Origin of the sequence: Xanthomonas sp. WHRI 7064 (genome assembly GCF_040202355.2) — a bacterium.
Taxonomy (GTDB): Bacteria; Pseudomonadota; Gammaproteobacteria; order Xanthomonadales; family Xanthomonadaceae; genus Xanthomonas; species Xanthomonas arboricola.
On sequence record NZ_CP167821.1, the window covers coordinates 4357501 to 4374466 of the forward strand.

17 protein-coding genes (1 of these 17 cut by a window edge) are annotated in these 16966 nt (G+C 66.7%); 12 read left to right on the forward strand and 5 right to left on the reverse strand.

Features of this window, described 5'->3' with window-relative positions:
• Nucleotides 1-928, reverse strand: partial view of a tyrosine--tRNA ligase gene (gene tyrS / locus ABQY74_RS18525; RefSeq protein ID WP_039520941.1) — the 5' portion only. Its footprint begins 284 nt before the window's first position; the window shows 928 of its 1212 coding nt (coding positions 1-928); its start codon is at nucleotides 926-928; its stop codon lies off the left edge, out of view.
• Nucleotides 929-1099: 171 nt separating this feature from the next.
• Between tyrS and ABQY74_RS18530 the strand changes: the two genes are divergently transcribed.
• Complete coding sequence (locus ABQY74_RS18530) at nucleotides 1100-2518, forward strand: M23 family metallopeptidase (RefSeq protein WP_016901948.1); 1419 nt, start codon at nucleotides 1100-1102, stop codon at nucleotides 2516-2518.
• 280 nt (nucleotides 2519-2798) lie between these two features.
• Entirely contained in the window at nucleotides 2799-3941 is a 1143-nt protein-coding gene (locus ABQY74_RS18535) for an anhydro-N-acetylmuramic acid kinase (protein WP_047127512.1), read from the forward strand.
• Nucleotides 3942-4033: 92 nt separating this feature from the next.
• On the opposite strand, the gene ABQY74_RS18540 is transcribed toward ABQY74_RS18535, so the two are convergent.
• The 3 genes from ABQY74_RS18540 to ABQY74_RS18550 all read right to left on the reverse strand — a co-directional run bounded on the left by ABQY74_RS18540 (nucleotide 4034) and on the right by ABQY74_RS18550 (nucleotide 6657).
• Nucleotides 4034-4261, reverse strand: a complete 228-nt coding sequence (locus ABQY74_RS18540; protein WP_016901952.1) for a hypothetical protein — start codon at nucleotides 4259-4261, stop codon at nucleotides 4034-4036.
• 58 nt (nucleotides 4262-4319) lie between these two features.
• Complete coding sequence (locus ABQY74_RS18545; protein WP_161961289.1) at nucleotides 4320-5615, reverse strand: MFS transporter; 1296 nt, start codon at nucleotides 5613-5615, stop codon at nucleotides 4320-4322.
• Between the two features lie 241 nt (nucleotides 5616-5856).
• Entirely contained in the window at nucleotides 5857-6657 is an 801-nt protein-coding gene (locus ABQY74_RS18550) for an exodeoxyribonuclease III (protein WP_039524873.1), read from the reverse strand.
• Nucleotides 6658-6776: 119 nt separating this feature from the next.
• On the opposite strand from ABQY74_RS18550, the gene pyrE reads away from it, so the two are divergent.
• From pyrE to ABQY74_RS18600, 10 genes are all read left to right on the forward strand, one after another.
• A complete protein-coding gene (gene pyrE / locus ABQY74_RS18555; protein ID WP_349794117.1) occupies nucleotides 6777-7436 on the forward strand; it encodes an orotate phosphoribosyltransferase in 660 nt (219 codons plus the stop codon).
• Nucleotides 7437-7458: 22 nt separating this feature from the next.
• A complete protein-coding gene (locus ABQY74_RS18560) occupies nucleotides 7459-8124 on the forward strand; it encodes a hypothetical protein (RefSeq protein ID WP_100224744.1) in 666 nt (221 codons plus the stop codon).
• Nucleotides 8125-8239: 115 nt separating this feature from the next.
• Nucleotides 8240-9037 carry a ParA family protein gene (locus ABQY74_RS18565; protein ID WP_016901957.1) on the forward strand — a complete coding sequence of 266 codons (798 nt, stop codon included), beginning with the start codon at nucleotides 8240-8242 and terminating at the stop codon, nucleotides 9035-9037.
• On the forward strand, nucleotides 9037-9966 hold the full coding sequence (locus ABQY74_RS18570; RefSeq protein ID WP_039510312.1) for a ParB/RepB/Spo0J family partition protein: 930 nt from the start codon (nucleotides 9037-9039) through the stop codon (nucleotides 9964-9966). The genes ABQY74_RS18565 and ABQY74_RS18570 overlap by 1 nt, the downstream gene beginning before the upstream one ends.
• 33 nt (nucleotides 9967-9999) lie before the next feature.
• The gene (locus tag ABQY74_RS18575; RefSeq protein WP_016901959.1) at nucleotides 10000-10308 is read left to right on the forward strand and encodes a helix-hairpin-helix domain-containing protein; all 309 of its coding nucleotides are present in this window, start codon (nucleotides 10000-10002) and stop codon (nucleotides 10306-10308) included.
• Nucleotides 10309-10351: 43 nt separating this feature from the next.
• Nucleotides 10352-11077 (forward strand): suppressor of fused domain protein, encoded by a 726-nt coding sequence (locus ABQY74_RS18580; protein WP_349794115.1) that lies wholly within the window; start codon nucleotides 10352-10354, stop codon nucleotides 11075-11077.
• A 48-nt stretch (nucleotides 11078-11125) separates the two neighbouring features.
• Entirely contained in the window at nucleotides 11126-12091 is a 966-nt protein-coding gene (locus ABQY74_RS18585; protein ID WP_102251042.1) for an SDR family NAD(P)-dependent oxidoreductase, read from the forward strand.
• Nucleotides 12092-12422: 331 nt separating this feature from the next.
• On the forward strand, nucleotides 12423-13145 hold the full coding sequence (locus tag ABQY74_RS18590) for a glycosyltransferase family 2 protein (RefSeq protein ID WP_024940453.1): 723 nt from the start codon (nucleotides 12423-12425) through the stop codon (nucleotides 13143-13145).
• The gene (locus ABQY74_RS18595; protein WP_016901963.1) at nucleotides 13145-13486 is read left to right on the forward strand and encodes a lipid-A-disaccharide synthase N-terminal domain-containing protein; all 342 of its coding nucleotides are present in this window, start codon (nucleotides 13145-13147) and stop codon (nucleotides 13484-13486) included. Before ABQY74_RS18590 ends, ABQY74_RS18595 begins: the two co-directional genes overlap by 1 nt.
• A gap of 264 nt (nucleotides 13487-13750) precedes the next feature.
• Entirely contained in the window at nucleotides 13751-14284 is a 534-nt protein-coding gene (locus ABQY74_RS18600; RefSeq protein ID WP_349794113.1) for a hypothetical protein, read from the forward strand.
• A gap of 325 nt (nucleotides 14285-14609) precedes the next feature.
• On the opposite strand, the gene ABQY74_RS18605 is transcribed toward ABQY74_RS18600, so the two are convergent.
• A complete protein-coding gene (locus ABQY74_RS18605; RefSeq protein WP_065048540.1) occupies nucleotides 14610-16955 on the reverse strand; it encodes a phosphomannomutase/phosphoglucomutase in 2346 nt (781 codons plus the stop codon).
• Between the last annotated feature and the right edge of the window lie 11 nt (nucleotides 16956-16966).

Sequence of the window (16966 nt, forward strand, 5' to 3'; positions counted from 1 at the left end):
CCTGCTCCGCGGTAGCAGCGTCATGGAAACGCGCGGTGAGTTCGCGCGCCAGCCGCAATTTGACCTCACGCGGGTGCAGTTCACCCGAGGCGACCTGCGCCTTCAGGCGCTCTGCTTCGGCCACGCTGATGTCGAAAGACAGCAGATCGATCCAGCGCCAGGTCAGCTCGTCGCCGATCTTCATGGTCTTGGTGACGATGTCGATGGCCGGCTCGTTGATGCCGATGTAGTTGCCCAGCGACTTGGACATCTTGGCCACGCCGTCCAGGCCTTCCAGCAGCGGCATTGTCAGCACGACCTGCGGGGCCTGGCCGTAGTGCTCCTGCAGGCCACGGCCCATCAACAGGTTGAACTTCTGGTCGGTACCGCCCAGTTCGACATCCGCCTTCAGGGCGACCGAGTCGTAGCCCTGGACCAGCGGATACAGGAATTCGTGGATGGCGATCGGCTGCTGGCCAGTGAAGCGCTTGGCGAAGTCGTCGCGCTCGAGCATGCGCGCCACCGTGTGCTGCGCGGACAGCTTGATCATGTCCGCCGCGCTCATCTGGCCGAACCACTCGGAGTTGAAGCGCACCTCGGTGCGTTCGCGGTCCAGGATCTTGAAGACCTGCTCCTCATAGGTACGCGCATTGGCCAGCACATCGTCGCGGCTCAGCGGCTTGCGGGTGACGTTCTTGCCGCTCGGGTCGCCGATCATGCCGGTGAAGTCGCCGATCAGGAAGATCACCTGGTGCCCGAGCTGCTGGAACTGCCGCATCTTGTTGAGCAGCACGGTATGGCCCAGATGCAGATCCGGCGCGGTGGGATCAAAACCGGCCTTGACCCGCAGGGGCACACCTGATTTCAGTCGCGCTTCGAGCTGATCGAGCTTGAGGATCTCCTCGGCGCCGCGACCGATGAGTGCGAGGGATTCTTCGATAGTGGCCAACCACAGACTCCAGCGGCGTTTGCCGTCAACAACGTGAACGATGTTAAACGCGGGTTAATTCCGCGCCAAATGTAAATAAACGAACAGGCTCAATGGTTTGACGCGCTGTTACAGGCTGTCTATGGTACCGGCGATTGGGCTCGCACTTCGAGCCAGCGAGGAATTTGAACGATGCAGAACTCAGAGCAGGGCCGTGCACGCAAGCGGCGCTTCCACGAACGCCTCCACGTCCTCCACGACACTGCCCTGCATCGCAAGCTCAAGGCGCATCTCCCGGCGGCATTCAACGACCAATGGACACGCCGTCATTGGATCCATGCCAGCCTGTTCGCGACCATCGGTGCGCTGGTGGCCACGATTGTGCCGGGCTTCTCCAACGCCATCGACACCCCGCTGTCCAGCCATTCCACGCTGGCCTTGCCGCTGCCGCCGTTGGTGCCGAGCCGCAAGCAGCTGGCGCCGAGCACCGATTGGGAAATCCTGCAGGTCAAATCCGGGCAGACGCTGAGCACCTTGTTCGGCGAGTTGGGAATCCCGACCGCGGTGATGTACCAGGTACTGGCGCATCCGGGCACCAAGGAGGCGCTGACCAAGCTGCGTCCGGGTGCCGAGATTGCCTTCGATATGCCGACGCCGGGCGAGTTGCGCGCATTGCGCTTCGACCGCGACGACAGCCACCGCGTGGAGCTGCGCCTGCTGGGCGACAGCGTGCGCGAGAACGTCACCGAGCGGGCGACGACCACGCGCACGGTGGTGGCAAGCGGGGAAATCAGCAGCTCGCTGTACGCCTCGGCCGGCAAGTCGGGGCTGTCCCCGGCGGCGGTGTCGGTCATGACCGACGAGATCTTCAAGTACGACATCGACTTCGACAAGGATCTGCAGCCGGGCGATCGCTTCAGCGTGGTGATGGACGAAACCTGGCGCGAGGGCGAGCGGATCAATACCGGCGACATCCTGGCGGCGACCTTTACCACCGGCGGCAAGACCTACACCGGCTTCCGCTTCGAGCGTGCCGGCAAGCCGGCCGAGTATTTCGACATCACCGGCCGGCCGTTGAAGAAGAGCTTCATCCGTATGCCGGTGGCCTACAGCCGCATCAGCTCGACCTTTGGCGCACGCAAGCATCCGGTGCTGGGCACCATGCGCATGCACAAGGGCGTGGACTATGCGGCAGCCTCGGGCACGCCGATCATGGCTGCCGGCGATGCGCGGGTGGTGTTCGTCGGCACCCAGCGCGGCTACGGCAATGTGGTGATCCTGGATCACGGCAGGAACTTCAGCACGCTCTACGGGCACATGTCGCGCTTCGGCAAGATCAAGGCCGGCCAGCGCATCAACCAGGGTACGGTGATCGGCTATGTCGGCATGACCGGCCTGGCGACAGGCCCGCATCTGCATTACGAATTCCGCGTCGCCGGGCAGCAGCGCAACCCGATGTCGGTGACCATGCCGCCGCCCGAGCCCTTGCAGGGTGCCGAGCTGGCCGCCTTCCGCGCGCAGACGGCGCCGGCGCTGGCGCGTATCGAAGGCATGGAGAAGTTGATCTATGCCGACGCCGGCAAGCCTGCCAAGGGCAAGCCGCGCGGTTGATTAGGTACGGCTGATTTCTCAGCCGCCGACCTGGCCATCGCCGGTCGGATGGCTGCGGAGCGGTTCACGAAGGGTTTAGCTCACGCGATATCCCGGCCAGCGCCGGGGTAAGGTTGGCTACGAGTGGGAACCCGGACGCCGATGCGACAGTCGGCGCTGCGCGTGGAGCGCTGCCTGGCGAGCGCACAACCCATTGGCCCTGCCGCGAGACGTGCAGGGCCGGTTGACTCTCCCACCCCGGCTGCACAAGCTGCATGACCACTGTGCAACTGGCTCTGGCATGTCTGCTCCGGAACACCTGGAATCCCCGCTCTACCTGGGCCTGATGTCGGGCACCAGCGCCGACGGCATCGATGCCGCACTGGTGCGCTTTGCCGATGACAGCCATCGCCGCTGCGAACTGGTTGCCGGCACGACCGTGGCCTGGGAGCCGCAACTGCGCGAAACGCTGGTGATGCTGGGCCAGGGCGCCGACGTGATCGCCATCGATGCGCTTGGACACCTGGATGCGCAGGTGGGGCTGGCGTTTGCGGCCGCGGCCAATCAACTGATCCGCGACAGCGGCATCGCGCGTGGGCGCGTTCGCGCGATCGGCTCGCATGGGCAGACCATTCGGCATCGCCCCAAGGCCGATCCGGCCTTCACCTGGCAGATCGGCGATGCCAGCCGGATTGCCGAGCACACCGGCATCACCACGGTGGCCGATTTCCGCCGTCGCGATGTGGCTGCCGGCGGTCAGGGCGCGCCGCTGATGCCGGCCTTCCATCTGGCCATGCTGGGCACTGGCGATGAAGACCGCGCAGTGCTCAATCTGGGTGGCATCGGCAACCTGACGCTGATCCCGCGCGATGGCGCGGTGCTGGGCTTCGATACCGGGCCGGCCAATGCATTGCTGGACAGCTGGTGCCAGCAGCATCGCGGCACCCCGTTCGATGCCGACGGTGCATTTGCCGCCAGCGGGCGCGTCGATACCGCACTGCTGCAGGCGTTGCTGGCCGACCCGTGGTTTGCGCTGGCACCGCCTAAGAGCACCGGACGCGAGCAGTTCCATCTGGACTGGGCGATGCAGGCAATGCGGTCACTGGGAGACGTGGCGCTATCTGCGGCCGATGTGCAGGCGACCCTGCTCGAACTGACCGCGGCCAGTGTCGCCGACGCGTTGCTGCGGCTGCAGCCCGATACCCGCCGGGTGCTGGTGTGCGGTGGCGGGGTGCGCAATCCGGTATTGATGGCACGACTGGCGGCGCGATTGCCGGGCGTGGTGGTGGAATCCAGCGCGCGGCATGGGCTGGATCCGGACTATCTGGAGGCGATGGGATTCGCATGGTTAGCCGCGGAACTGCTCGCAGGCCGTGCGGCCAATCTGCCGTCGGTGACCGGGGCAGCCGGGCCGCGGTTGCTGGGAGCGATCTATCCGGCGTGACAGGCCTGGGTCAGTGCGAGCGCCCGCATTCGCACAGCATCCTCGCGCCGAGCGGATTGGCACGCGAGGCAGCGCTGGCTGACCGTTTGCAGCTAGGGACTATTCCCTGCCGGCAGCGCCTTGAGCGCGGCAATCGCTTCGGCCAGGGCATCGACTTCCGGGTGTTGCAGGCCGCCGGTGACTTCGTATTCGCTGGCGAACAGGCCCTGTTCGAGCAGATGCATCACGGTCTGATGCTGGGTCCAGCCGCGAGCGACGGAGATGCGACGAATCCTGTCCACCAGCAATGGATCGATGTCCCGCAACACCAGATCGGTCATGCCCTGCCTCGTGCACTGCGCTGCCCCGCCTGCATCATCGGCAACCTTGGCGGCCGTTTCAATCCGGGCGCCCATCGCGGGCATCCAGCCGCGGCCACAGCCAGGCGAGCAGGGCCAGCGTGGGAACCACGGTCAGGGCGCTGAGGATGAAGAAGGTGCTGTAGGAGGTGGCCTCGACCAGGAACCCGGACACACCTCCGGCGAATTTACCCGGCAAATTGGCCAGCGACACCAGCAGGGCGTACTGGGTGGCAGTGAAATTGCGATTTGTCAGCGATGACATGAAGGCCACCAGCACGGTGCCGGCGAACCCTTGAAACAGATTGTCGGCACTGAGTGCGGCGTAGAACGCCCACAATTTGCCGGGGTTCTGCGCCATCAGCAAAAACGCCAGGTTGGACAGCGCCACGCCCAGTGCGGCCACCAGCAGCATGCGACGGAAGCCGAACGCCGCCACCGCCGCACCGCCGGCGAACGCGCCGACGATGCCCATCCACACGCCGAACAGCTTGGACACTGTGGCGATGTCGGCCTTGGTGTAGCCAGAATCCAGATAGAACGGCCCGGCCATCACGCCGATCACCTGATCCGGGAATTTGAACAGGCCGACAAATGCCAGCAGGACGATGCCCAGCGCCAGCCCGTTGCTGGAGAAGAAACTGGAAATGGGCTGCCAGAATGCGCCGGCCACGTCGATGCGACGCACCACTGTGACCAGCGGCCGGTCCGGCTCGCGGCATACCAGGGTGGTGATGATCGGCAGCAGCATCAGCGCCGACATGGCTAGGTACGCGGAGGTCCAGTTGAGGTATTCGGCCAGGTACAACGCCCCGGCGCCACCGAGGATCAGGCCGATCCGATAGCCCAGGGTGTAAGTCGCCGCCAAGGCGGCCTGCGCCGTGTCCGGGGCGATTTCGATGCGGTAGGCATCCACCACCGAATCCTGCGTGGCGCCCCAGAACGAGGCGAACAGCACCCAGGTGACCAGGCCGGTGACACTCATGTCCGGGCGCGAAAACGCCAGTGCGAACAGGCCGGCGGTGACGCCGAGTTGCGAGACCAGCAGCCAGGAACGCCGGCGGCCCAGAAACGCGGTGATCGGGAACGCATAGCGGTCGATCAGCGGAGCCCACAGGAACTTGAGCAGGTAGAAGAAGCTGGCCAGGCTGATCAGACCGATGCTGCCCAGATCCAGCCCGACGTCGCGCAGCCGGGTGGACAGGGTCTGCGAGGCGATCAACAGGAACGGCAGACCGCTGCCGAAACCCAGCAGTGCCATGGTTGCAGCCGATGGCGTGGCGAAGGCCTGCCGGATGCCACGCAGTCCTTTGTAGTTGGGTACAGGCTTGGTCATGCGTGTGGCCGCTGGGAACGAGTGCTGATTGTTGCCGGGCGGGCAGTATCGCTAGCCTCTGCGCGGATTGACCTGCCGGAAACGCATGATTGGCTCCATGAAGGATCCACCGCCATCAGGCTGCGGCCAGGCACAGCCTGCACGCACTCGAGGTTGATCTCCACGCAGTGGCTGGAAGCACACCACTGGGGGGCCTGGCCAACCGTCCCCATGCTCGTCACTGCCAGCTGCGCGCCCTCACTCACTCCGCGTAATCCACGATGTACGGCGCGTGGTCGGAGAAGCGCTGCTCGCGGTAGATGGAGCAGGCCTTCACCTTGTCGCGCAGGCCGGGGGTGACCAGTTGGTAGTCGATGCGCCAACCGACGTTGTTGGTGCGCGCTGCGCCGCGGTTGCTCCACCAGGTGTAGTCCTGGCCCTGGGGATGCAGCACGCGGTAGGTGTCGACCCAGCCGCGGCCGCTGGCGGCGTTGGCGTCTTCCAGCGCATCGGCGCACAGGCCGTTGAGCCAGTCGCGCTCGGGCGGCAGGCAGCCGGAATTCTTCTGGTTGGACTTCCAGTTCTTGATGTCCAGCGCCGAGCGCACGATGTTCCAGTCGCCGCACAGCACGTACTGCCGGCCGCTGGCCAGCCACTGCTCCAGGATCGGCCGCAGCCATTCCATCACCTGGAACTTGTAGCCCTGGCGCAACTCGCCCGACGAGCCGGACGGGATATAGAAGGACACCACGCTGAGGTTGCCGAAGCGCGCTTCGACATAGCGGCCTTCTTCGTCGAACTCGGGCCAGCCCAGCGCGGTGCGCACTTCATCGGGCTCGTGCCTGCTGTAGATGGCCACGCCGCTGTAGCCCTTCTTGGTGCTGGCGTCGCGGAACCAGGCCTTGTAGCCGGTGGGCAGAAACTTGGGACCGGCCAGCTGATGCTCCTGGGCCTTGGTCTCCTGCACGCACAGCACGTCGGCGTCCTGGTCGGCGAACCACTCGAAGAAACCCTTGGTGACGGCCGAGCGCAGGCCGTTGGCGTTGAAACTGATGATGCGCATAGGCCGGGAATGGGGAGTCGGGAATAGGGAATCGTAAAGCCTACCCCAGCGCAGCTGCGAAGGCTGCCGAGGCGCGATGCGTTTACCATTCCCGATTCTCCATTCCCCCATTCCCGTCAATGACCGACCACCGCACCCGTTTCCTGCAGCTGGCCCTGGGCGCCGATGCCCTGCGCTTTGGCGAGTTCAAGCTCAAGTCCGGGCGGCTCAGCCCGTATTTCTTCAATGCCGGGCGCTTCGATTCGGGCGCCAAGACTGCGCAGCTGGCGCAGTGCTACGCCGATGCGATCGACGCGGCCGGGGTGGAGTTCGACCTGTTGTTCGGGCCGGCCTACAAGGGCATCCCGCTGGCGACCGCACTGGCCTGCGCCTATGCCGGACGCGGGCGTGACCTGCCGCTGGCGTTCAACCGCAAGGAAGCCAAGGACCATGGCGAGGGCGGCAGCCTGATCGGCGCGCCGCTTGAAGGCCGCAAGGTGCTGATCGTCGACGACGTGATCACCGCCGGCACCGCGATCCGCGAGGCACTGGGCATCATCCGTGGCGCCGGCGGCATTCCGTCCGGGATCGTGGTGGCGCTGGACCGGCAGGAGATCGCCTCCGAGCAGGATCGCCGCTCGGCTGCGCAGGCGGTGGCGGCCGAGGCCGGCATCCCGGTGATCGCGGTGGCCAACCTGGGCGACCTGCTTGCTTTTGCGGCAGGAAACGCCGACCTTGTCGGCTTCCGGGAACCGCTGCTGGCCTATCGTGGCCGCTACGGTACCGACACCACAGGCTGACGGCAGGCGACAGGGGGCTGCGATGATGCCGAGACACACCCGTTTGGCGTTACTCGCCGCCGTTGCGGCAGCCGTGGCCGCCGCGCCTGCCATCGCGCAGGACAAGCCGGCCGCGAAGAAGCTGTATTGCTGGAACCAGAACGGCGCCCGGGTGTGCAGCGATACGCTGCCGCCGGAGGCGGTCAATCAGGCGCGCGACGAATTCAACGCCAAGAGCGGCCTGCGCAGCGCCGAGGTGCAGCGCGCCATGAACAGCGACGAGCGCGCCGCAGCAGCCGCCAGCGAGCAGCAACGCCAGGCCGACCTGGCCGCCGAGCAGATGCGCCAGCGCACCGACCAGGCGATGTTGATGTCCTACCAGAGCGAGGACGACCTGCGCCGGGTGTTCAACGAGCGCATCGCCATCGTCGACAACAACATCCACACCGCGCGCTTCAACGTGACCAGCCTGCGCGAAGGGCTGGCCAGCATGCTGCGCAGCGCCGGCGACCGCGAACTGGCCGGCCAGGCGGTGGCCGACAAGCTGGCCGCCGACATCCAGCAACGCCATCGCGAGCTGATGGCGCAATTGCGTCTGCAGACCAGCTTCGAGCAGCAACGGGTGGCGCTGGACGGCGAGATCGCCGACATCCTGCAGCGCTACCGGGCGATGAAGGAGCCGCCGGCCGGCGCGGCGCCCACCGGCTGACCGGCGCAGCCGTCATTCCCGCCCGTGCAGCGCACTGCCGCGGGCGGCATTTCCCGATCCGACGCCCTGCCCGCATAATGGCCGGTCTTACTCCCTGCCCACGAGGCTCTCCCGCATGGCCCGGATCATCGCCATTGCCAACCAGAAAGGCGGCGTCGGCAAGACCACGACCGCGGTCAATCTGGCGGCCGGCCTGGCGCGCGCGCCCAAGCGTGTGTTGCTGGTGGATCTGGACTCGCAGGGCAACGCGACCATGGGCAGCGGCATCGACAAGCGCGATGTGGCCGCCTCGACCTGCGACCTGTTGCTGGGCGAAAACACCGCGGCCGAAATCCGGGTCACCGCGCCGGAAGGCTTCGACCTGCTGCCGGGCAACATCGACCTGACCGCAGCCGAGATCCAGCTGATGGATCAGGGCGAGCGCGAGCAGCGGCTCAAGCGCGCCCTGGCGCCGATCCGCGACGAGTACGACTTCATCCTGATCGACTGCCCGCCGGCGTTGTCGCTGCTGACGCTCAATGCCTTGACCGCTGCCGATTCGATCATCGTGCCGATGCAGTGCGAGTACTACGCGCTGGAAGGACTGACCGCGCTGCTGGAAACCATCGAGGCGTTGCGCGCCAACCTCAATCCGGCGCTGGAAATCGAAGGCGTGCTGCGCACGATGTTCGATATCCGCAACAACCTTGCCAATGCGGTGTCGGCAGAGCTGACCGAGCATTTCGGCGACAAGGTGTTCCGCACCATCGTGCCGCGCAACGTGCGCCTGGCCGAAGCACCCAGCCATGGCCAGAGCATCGTCGGTTACGACCGCACCTCGCGCGGTGGCGTGGCCTACCTGGGGCTGGCCGGCGAAATCGTGCGCCGCCAGAACGACCGCAACAAGGCCTACCGGCCCGTGGAGACCGTCTGATGAACAAGCCGATCCCCGCAAAGAAGCGCGGCCTGGGCCGTGGCCTGGAAGCGCTGCTGGGGCCGAAGGGCGCGGCCGCCGCCGCGGCGCCGAGCGCGGCCAGCGAGGAAGCCTTGCAGCCGGGCGACAGCCTGCGCCGGTTGCCGGTCACCCAATTGCAGCCGGGCAAGTACCAGCCGCGCAAGGAGATGGACGAGGTCAAGCTGGCCGAGCTGGCGGAGTCGATCAAGGCGCAGGGGGTGATCCAGCCGATCGTGGCGCGCGAGCTGGCACCGGGGCAGTTCGAGATCGTGGCCGGCGAACGTCGCTGGCGCGCCTCGCAGCTGGCCGGGCTAAGCGAAGTCCCAGTGGTGGTGCGCGAGCTGGACGACCGCACCGTCATCGCGATGGCGCTGATCGAGAACATCCAGCGCGAAGACCTCAACCCGCTGGAAGAAGCGCAGGCGCTGCAGCGCTTGATCGACGAATTTTCGCTGACCCACGCCGAGGCCGCCGGTGCGGTGGGCCGCTCGCGTGCGTCGGTGTCCAACCTGCTGCGGCTGCTGGAATTGCCGGTGGCGATCCGCGTGCTGCTGGAAACCCGACGCCTGGAAATGGGCCATGCGCGTGCGCTGCTCACCCTGGCGCCGGAGCTGGCCAGCAAGCTGGCGCAGGAAGCCGCCGACCAGGGCTGGTCGGTGCGCGAGGTCGAACACCGTGCGCAGCAGTTCGCCGCCGGCAAGGTGCCCGGCGCATTGCGCAAGGGCAAGCCGGCCGCCGCTGCGCCTCAGGCCGATATCGCCTCGCTGGAAACCGAACTGTCCGAATCGCTGGGCACCAAGGTGGTGTTCAACCACGGGCGCGGCGGCAAGGGCAAGCTGGTGATCCACTACACCGACCTGGACACGCTGGACGGCGTGCTCGAACGCCTGCGCCTGCAGCGCAGCTGAGCCTGTGCACCCGCACCAGGAGCATCCCCGGCAATGAATCCCGCCAAGGTCGATCGCAAGCACCTGCTGCATCTGACCGACCTGCCGAACGTGGGGCCGGCCTGCGAAAAGGATCTGCAGCGGATCGGCATCCGGGTTGCCGCGCAACTGCGCGGTCGCGATGCCTACGACATGTATGCGCAGCTGTGTCTGCGCACCGGCGTGCTGCACGACCCCTGCGTGATCGACGTGTTCCTGTCGATCACGCGCTTCATGCAAGGCGAGGCGCCACGGCCGTGGTGGGCGTTCAGCGCCGAACGCAAGGCAACCCTGGCCAGCGAAGCACCGCTCAGTCTGGGGTGAGTGCGCGCATGCGATCAGGTGCGGCCATCAACCGGAGCAACCCATGAGCACTGAAGACGACCAGATCAGCCCGGGCGGCAGCACGCTGATGCTGCACGCGCAGGAAAAGGCATTCGAGCCGGCACACGGCGGCGACTGCATCGAGCAGATCAGCGCACATATCGAGCAGCACCTGGGGCCGATCTCGGGAGTCCTGCACGAAATCATCTCCGACGCCGTGCATCTGGACGTGCATGTGGTGCCCGCCACCGCGGATGTCCCGTACCTGCGGCTGGTGACCTCGGGCATGAGCGACCGGCCGATGACCCTGCCCGAGGGTGTGGAAGCGCCGCAGTACATGGAGCTGATGCTGAGCCTGCCCGCCGATTGGCCGATGGACCAGCGCGACTTCGAAGACCCGCGCCACTACTGGCCGATCCGCCTGCTCAAGACCCTGGCCCGGCTGCCGCACAAGTTCGAGACCTGGCTGGGCTTCGGCCACACCATTCCCAATGGCCATCCGGCCGAACCCTACGCACCCGGCGTGCGTTTCGACGGCGCCATCGTGCTGCCACCGGTGAGCACGCCCGAGGGATTTGCGCGCCTGTCCATCGATGCCGACAAGACCATCGTGTTCATGACGGTGGTGCCGCTGTATCCGGAGGAGATGGCGCTGAAACTGAAGGACGGCAGCGATGCGCTGCTGGATCGCTTCGATGCCAGGGGGATTGGGGACATCATTGCGCTCGATCGCGTCAACGTCGCCAAAAAGCGCTTCGGGCTGTTCTGAGCGCCACCTGCCTGCCCGCCCGCTTCCGATATCTCCAGGACCACTGCAATGACCATTCTCGTCACCGGCGCCGCCGGTTTCATCGGGGCCTACACCTGCCGCGCGCTGGCTGCGCGCGGTGAATCGGTGGTGGGCCTGGACAACTACAACAGCTACTACGACCCGCAGCTCAAGCGCGACCGGGTAGCGGCGCTGTGCCCGGGCATCGACATCCGCACGCTGGACCTGACCGACCGCGACGGCCTGGCCGCGTTGTTCGACCAGATCCGGCCTACGCGCGTGGTGCATCTGGCCGCGCAGGCGGGGGTGCGTTACTCGTTGGAAAACCCGTCCGCCTACGTCGACAGCAACCTGGTCGGCTTCGTCAACATGCTCGAACTGTGCCGGCATCGGGGCGTGCAGCACCTGGTGTATGCCTCGAGCAGTTCGGTGTACGGCGATTCGGCCACCCCGCCGTTTTCCGAAGACCAGCGCGTGGACCAGCCGCGCTCGCTGTATGCGGCGACCAAGGCCGCCAACGAGCTGATGGGCTATACCTATGCGCAGCTGTACGGCCTGCGCGCGACCGGGCTGCGGTTCTTCACCGTGTACGGGCCGTGGGGCCGGCCGGACATGGCGCCGCTGATCTTCAGCCGCGCGGTGCTGGCGGGGCGGCCGATCGAAGTGTTCAACCACGGCAGGATGCAGCGCGACTTCACCTTCGTCGACGACATCGTGGCCGGCGTGCTGGGCGCGCTGGACACTCCCAGCGGCGAGCCAGTGCCGCACCGGGTGTTCAACCTGGGCAACCACACACCGGTGGAGCTGGAATACTTCATCGACGTGATCGCCCAGGCCGCCGGGCGCCCGGCCGAGAAGGTCTACCGACCGATGCAGCCGGGCGACATGATCCGCACCATGGCCGATACGCAGCGCGCGCACGCCGCCTTCGGCTTCGAGCCGGCCACTCCGGTCGAGCACGGCCTGCCGCAGGTGGTGGACTGGTGCCGCAGTTATTTCGGCGAGCGCGCCTAGGGCGCGCTTGCCACGTCAGCGCAGCGGCGCAGCGGCGCAGCGGCCAGGCAATCGCATATCGACGCGAGGTCGCGCCCGCAGCGACGGGCGTATCGGCAGGGCGGCGTGCTGGAGCGTTGAGCTTTCCGCGCCCTACCTGCACCATCCGGGCGAGGATCGCGATCTCCTCCAGGCTGCGCGAGTCCGGTTATTTAACGCGCTCGCACACGCTACAGGCCGCTTGGCGCTCGCTCCAGCGCACACAACGCAGGTTCGCTTCATGCCTGACTCAGACAGTCAGGGCACAATGCGCGATCTTTTTCGCTCAGCCTTCATCTGGCACCACGAATCCATGAGCCAACCCCAGCTTTCCGTCGTCGTCCCGGTGTTCAACGAGCGCGATAACGTCGCCGCCCTGGTCGGCGAGATCGTCGCCGCCTTGCGCGGGCTGGTGGCGTTCGAGATCGTCTATGTCGACGACCACTCGCGCGACGACACCCTGGCGGTACTGCAAGGCCTGAAGACCACCACGCCGGAACTGCGCGTGCTGCATCACGTGACCCAGAGCGGCCAGAGCACGGCGGTGCGCAACGGCGTCAAGGCCGCGCGTGCGAGCTGGATCGCAACGCTCGACGGCGACGGCCAGAACGATCCGGCCGACATTCCCAAATTGCTGACCGCACGCGCCAGTGCCGAGCCGCAGGTAAAGCTGTTCGCCGGCTGGCGGGTCAACCGCCAGGATTCGGGGTCCAAGCGCTGGGCCAGCAAGTGGGCCAACGCGATCCGTTCGCGCATGCTGCACGACAACACCCCCGATACCGGCTGTGGCATCAAGCTGTTCGAGCGCGAGGCGTTCCTCGACCTGCCCTACTTCGATCATATGCACCGCTATCTGCCGGCATTGATGCAGCGTGCCGGCTGGCGCACGGTGAGCGTACCCGTGCATCACCGCCATCGCACCGCCGGAGTGTCCAAGTACAACAACCTCAATCGCGCGCTGGTCGGCATCCGCGACCTGCGCGGCGTGGCCTGGTTGATCACCCGCAGCAAGCGCACCGTGGTGCAGGAGCGCTGATGGAACTGCATTGGCTGGACCAACCGCTGACCTGGCTGTACTGGACCGGGCTGCATGTCACCGGCTGGAAGCTGATCGGCTATGTGGGCGCACTGATGTTCGGCGGCCGCTGGCTGGTGCAGTTTGTCGCTTCCAAGCGCGCCGGCAAGCCGGTGATCCCGCGCATGTTCTGGTACATGAGCGTGGTCGGCAGCCTGATGACGCTGAGCTATTTCGTGTTCTCGGCCAAGCAGGATTCGGTGGGGGTGCTGCAGAACCTGTTCCCGGCGTTTACCGCGTTCTACAGCCTGTATCTGGATGTGAAGCATCGCGGCTGGAGGCGGGATCGGGCGGTGCATTGAGCGGGGAATCGGGAATCGGGAATGGGGAGTGGGGATTCGTCAGTGCGGCACGTCTGATCCAAGTCTCCAGCCTTTGAAGTGATGCTGGCTTCGTCACTGAGCCGATGGGGCACGCTGCATTGGCTCTGCTTTCGGTGGATAACGTCAGGGGCTCGCTAGTTGGGGTCAACGCGTTTTTTCGTACGTCGCGATGCGCTGGTTACCGACCTGGAATGAGGCCCGTGGCCGATGCCGCGGCTGTTTGCTCATCGGCATGCTGTGCCTATGTCCAGCGCGCTCCTCCATCGTCCGTTGTCCGGGTCGGCGCCGATTGCGGCGCATTGGCACCTGCAGCTGTACACGCATCAGCAGGTGCCGTTGTTTGCCGACTGGCGTTGCGCGCGGGCGGCCGCGGCCAGCCTTGCGGCGGCCGGTCATTGGCAGGGTGCGCAGTTGCTGTGCTGGGTGCTGCTGCCGGACAGTTGGTGCGCGCTGTTGCAGGCACCGGGCAAGGCTGCGCTGCTGCAACTGGCTGCGGTCGCACGACAGGCGGCTGCCGAGGCGGTCAATCGCGCGCGCGGCCGTGGCGGGACGGTGTGGCAGCCGCAGATGCAGGCGTCGGCGCTTGCGCCGACTGAGGACCACCGACAGTTCGCGCGCGCGCTGGTGGCGTTGCCAGTACGCGCAGGGCTGGCCGCGCAGATCGGCGGGTATCCGTACTGGGATGCGGTCTGGCTGCTGCACGGCCACGCTGCACACGGCGCCGCGATTGCAGCGCCTGATGATCGCGCACGTACGCCGGGTCCGGAAGGCGGGTGACCGTGATCGCGTGCATTCGTGCGGCTTGAGTCGGAAAGACTGATACGCGTCTTCGCCTGTCAGCCTTGCGGGATATCTGTGCGAGCGACGTCTGCTCGATCAACATTTGACGTCCAGCGGCGCCTGCTCGATCAACGTCTGACGTCCAGCGGCGCCTGTTCGGGCGGCGTCTGACGTCGACCGCCTACGCCTGTCGGAGCGGGCTGCGCACTGCGGTGATGGCCTGCATCTGCCAGCGCCCAGCACGGTGTGGTCGGCAGCTGTGGCGACGCGACCTGCCCTGCCAGTAAGCCGGCAGGGCAGTCGCCCGTGACGCACCGGCCGGTCAAAATTCCAGTGGATGATCCGGCAGCAGGGCCTGCAACTGGCTGCGGAACAACCCGCGAATCCGCTGCAGTGCGTCTTCGGTATCGGCCTCGAAGCGCAGCACCAGGATCGGCGTGGTGTTGGAGGCACGCACCAGGCCCCAGCCGTCGGCGAAGTCCGCACGCAGCCCGTCGATCGTCGACAGCCGCGCCGACTCGAACGGCGATTCCTCACCAGCCTGGGCACGCTCGACAATGCGCGCGACCAGCGCGTGCGCATCGCCATCCACCGGCACCTTGATTTCCGGGGTGGACACGCTTTCGGGCAGGGCGTCCAACACCTCCGAGGGGGTTTCCTCGCGCTGGGCCAGGATTTCCAGCAGGCGTGCGGCCGCATAGATGCCGTCGTCGAAACCGTACCAGCGCTCCTTGAAGAAGAAGTGCCCGCTCATCTCGCCGGCCAGTTCGGCGTCGGTCTCGCGCATCTTGGCCTTGATCAGCGAGTGCCCGGTCTTCCACATCAACGGGCTGCCGCCGTTGCGCAGCACGTGATCGGACAACTTGCCGGTGCACTTGACGTCGTAGATCACCAGCGCGCCGGGATTGCGCTGCAGCACATCGGCAGCGAACAGCATCAGCAGACGGTCCGGGAACACCATGGCGCCCTGCTTGGTGACCACGCCCAGACGATCGGCATCGCCATCGAAGGCCACGCCGATATCGGCATCGAAGCGCTGCACCATCTTGACCAGGTCGTCGAGGTTGTGCGGCTCGCTCGGGTCGGGATGATGATTGGGGAAGGTGCCGTCGATCTCGCAATACAGCGGGATGACCTCGGCGCCGATCGCTTCCAGCAGGCGCGGTGCGATATCGCCGGCCACGCCGTTGCCGGCATCCACCACCACCTTGATCGGGCGGTCCAGTTGCACGTCGTCGGCGATGCGCTGGATGTAGGCGTCGCTGATGTCGCGCTGTTCCAGATCGCCAGGCGTTGCCGCGGTGTGCAGGCGGCCTTCGTTGATGCGCTGGTGCAGTTCGGCGATCGCCGCCCCGGACAGGGTCTCGCCACCGATCACGATCTTGAAGCCGTTGTAGTCGGGCGGATTGTGGCTGCCGGTGACCGCCACGCAGCTGCCGGCGCGTAATTCGTAGGCGCCGAAATACACCACCGGGGTGGGCGCCAGGCCGATGTCGATCACCTGGCAGCCGGCGCGGCGCAGGCCGTCGATCAGGCCGTTGGCGAGCTCCGGGCCCGACAGCCGCCCATCGCGGCCGACCACCACCTCGCGCAGGCCCTGCGCCTGCATCACGCTGCCGATGGCCTGGCCGATCAACGCGGCGACGCCGGGGTTGAGGTCCTTGCCGACCACGCCACGGATGTCGTAGGCGCGGAACATCTCGGTGGCGACCTGCACGGCCGGCACCAGCGCCGGCGGCGCGGGCGGCGCATCTGCCTCCAGCGCGCGCGCTTGGCTGGCGAGGCTGGCGTCGTGCTGCAGGCTCTGGCTGAAGGTGGGTTCGTCGGCGGTTGGCTCGCCGGCCACGCGGCGACGCGGCAAGGCAACGCGGCCACGGCTGGCCAGCACCAACAGCACGGCGATGACGAGCAGCAGCGCGGCCACGATCGCACAGCCCACGGCGCCCAGACCCAGCGGGCCGTCATCGCGTTGCGGCACCGCGGCGGCCACGCGCAGGCCGCTGTTTCCCAATGGCCTGGCCAGGGTTTCGGCGGCATCAGCCAGCACCACATCGCCTTGCTGGGCGACGTTGTAGCTGCCCTGACGCAAGGCCAGGTACGCGCTGCCGGGCACTGCGATCGCATCCAGCGGGCCGGTCAGACGCAACAACGGCAGGCGCGCGTACGCCACCGCCGGCTGCGCGCCCAGGCGCACCGCTGCCGCCACACCGAGACGGACCTGCTTGGCATCGCGCACCACGTGCACCTGCGCACGCTCGGCCACCAGTGCCGACTCGAGCAGGCTCAGCCGCGCGTAACCGAAGTCCTTGGGATTGTCGTAGGCCGCAGCGAGGTCGCCAGACAGGACCTGCACATCCTCGGCGCCCTTGAAGCGCTCGCGGATGCTCGAGGCGGCGGCCAGCGCGTCGCCATTGGCCAACGCGGCGATGACCTGTGGCTGCTTGAGCACGGCGTCGAGCTGGCTGGCCTGCTGGGCCATTGCTCGGCTGATGTCCTGCACGGCGCGGTCGCGCGCCTGTTCCAGTTCCTGTGCAACCGCATCCTGGCGCCATTGCGTATAGCTGCTCCAGCCGAACCAGGCAGCCAGCAGCACCAACACCCCCCCCAACACCGGACCACTCGTACGCACGCTGGACATCGACTGCCTGCGCTCGTTCGCCTTGCTCATGTGACGTCCCC

Excerpts from the sequence above, each read along its gene's own strand:
- ABQY74_RS18530 (WP_016901948.1), top strand. The coding sequence starts at position 1,100 with ATGCAGAACTCAGAGCAGGGCCGTGCACGCAAGCGGCGCTTCCACGAA.
- ABQY74_RS18535 (WP_047127512.1), top strand. The coding sequence starts at position 2,799 with ATGTCTGCTCCGGAACACCTGGAATCCCCGCTCTACCTGGGCCTGATG.
- ABQY74_RS18540 (WP_016901952.1), bottom strand. The coding sequence starts at position 4,261 with ATGACCGATCTGGTGTTGCGGGACATCGATCCATTGCTGGTGGACAGG.
- ABQY74_RS18545 (WP_161961289.1), bottom strand. The coding sequence starts at position 5,615 with ATGACCAAGCCTGTACCCAACTACAAAGGACTGCGTGGCATCCGGCAG.
- ABQY74_RS18550 (WP_039524873.1), bottom strand. The coding sequence starts at position 6,657 with ATGCGCATCATCAGTTTCAACGCCAACGGCCTGCGCTCGGCCGTCACC.
- pyrE (WP_349794117.1), top strand. The coding sequence starts at position 6,777 with ATGACCGACCACCGCACCCGTTTCCTGCAGCTGGCCCTGGGCGCCGAT.
- ABQY74_RS18560 (WP_100224744.1), top strand. The coding sequence starts at position 7,459 with ATGATGCCGAGACACACCCGTTTGGCGTTACTCGCCGCCGTTGCGGCA.
- ABQY74_RS18565 (WP_016901957.1), top strand. The coding sequence starts at position 8,240 with ATGGCCCGGATCATCGCCATTGCCAACCAGAAAGGCGGCGTCGGCAAG.
- ABQY74_RS18570 (WP_039510312.1), top strand. The coding sequence starts at position 9,037 with ATGAACAAGCCGATCCCCGCAAAGAAGCGCGGCCTGGGCCGTGGCCTG.
- ABQY74_RS18575 (WP_016901959.1), top strand. The coding sequence starts at position 10,000 with ATGAATCCCGCCAAGGTCGATCGCAAGCACCTGCTGCATCTGACCGAC.
- ABQY74_RS18580 (WP_349794115.1), top strand. The coding sequence starts at position 10,352 with ATGAGCACTGAAGACGACCAGATCAGCCCGGGCGGCAGCACGCTGATG.
- ABQY74_RS18585 (WP_102251042.1), top strand. The coding sequence starts at position 11,126 with ATGACCATTCTCGTCACCGGCGCCGCCGGTTTCATCGGGGCCTACACC.
- ABQY74_RS18590 (WP_024940453.1), top strand. The coding sequence starts at position 12,423 with ATGAGCCAACCCCAGCTTTCCGTCGTCGTCCCGGTGTTCAACGAGCGC.
- ABQY74_RS18595 (WP_016901963.1), top strand. The coding sequence starts at position 13,145 with ATGGAACTGCATTGGCTGGACCAACCGCTGACCTGGCTGTACTGGACC.
- ABQY74_RS18600 (WP_349794113.1), top strand. The coding sequence starts at position 13,751 with ATGTCCAGCGCGCTCCTCCATCGTCCGTTGTCCGGGTCGGCGCCGATT.
- ABQY74_RS18605 (WP_065048540.1), bottom strand. The coding sequence starts at position 16,955 with ATGAGCAAGGCGAACGAGCGCAGGCAGTCGATGTCCAGCGTGCGTACG.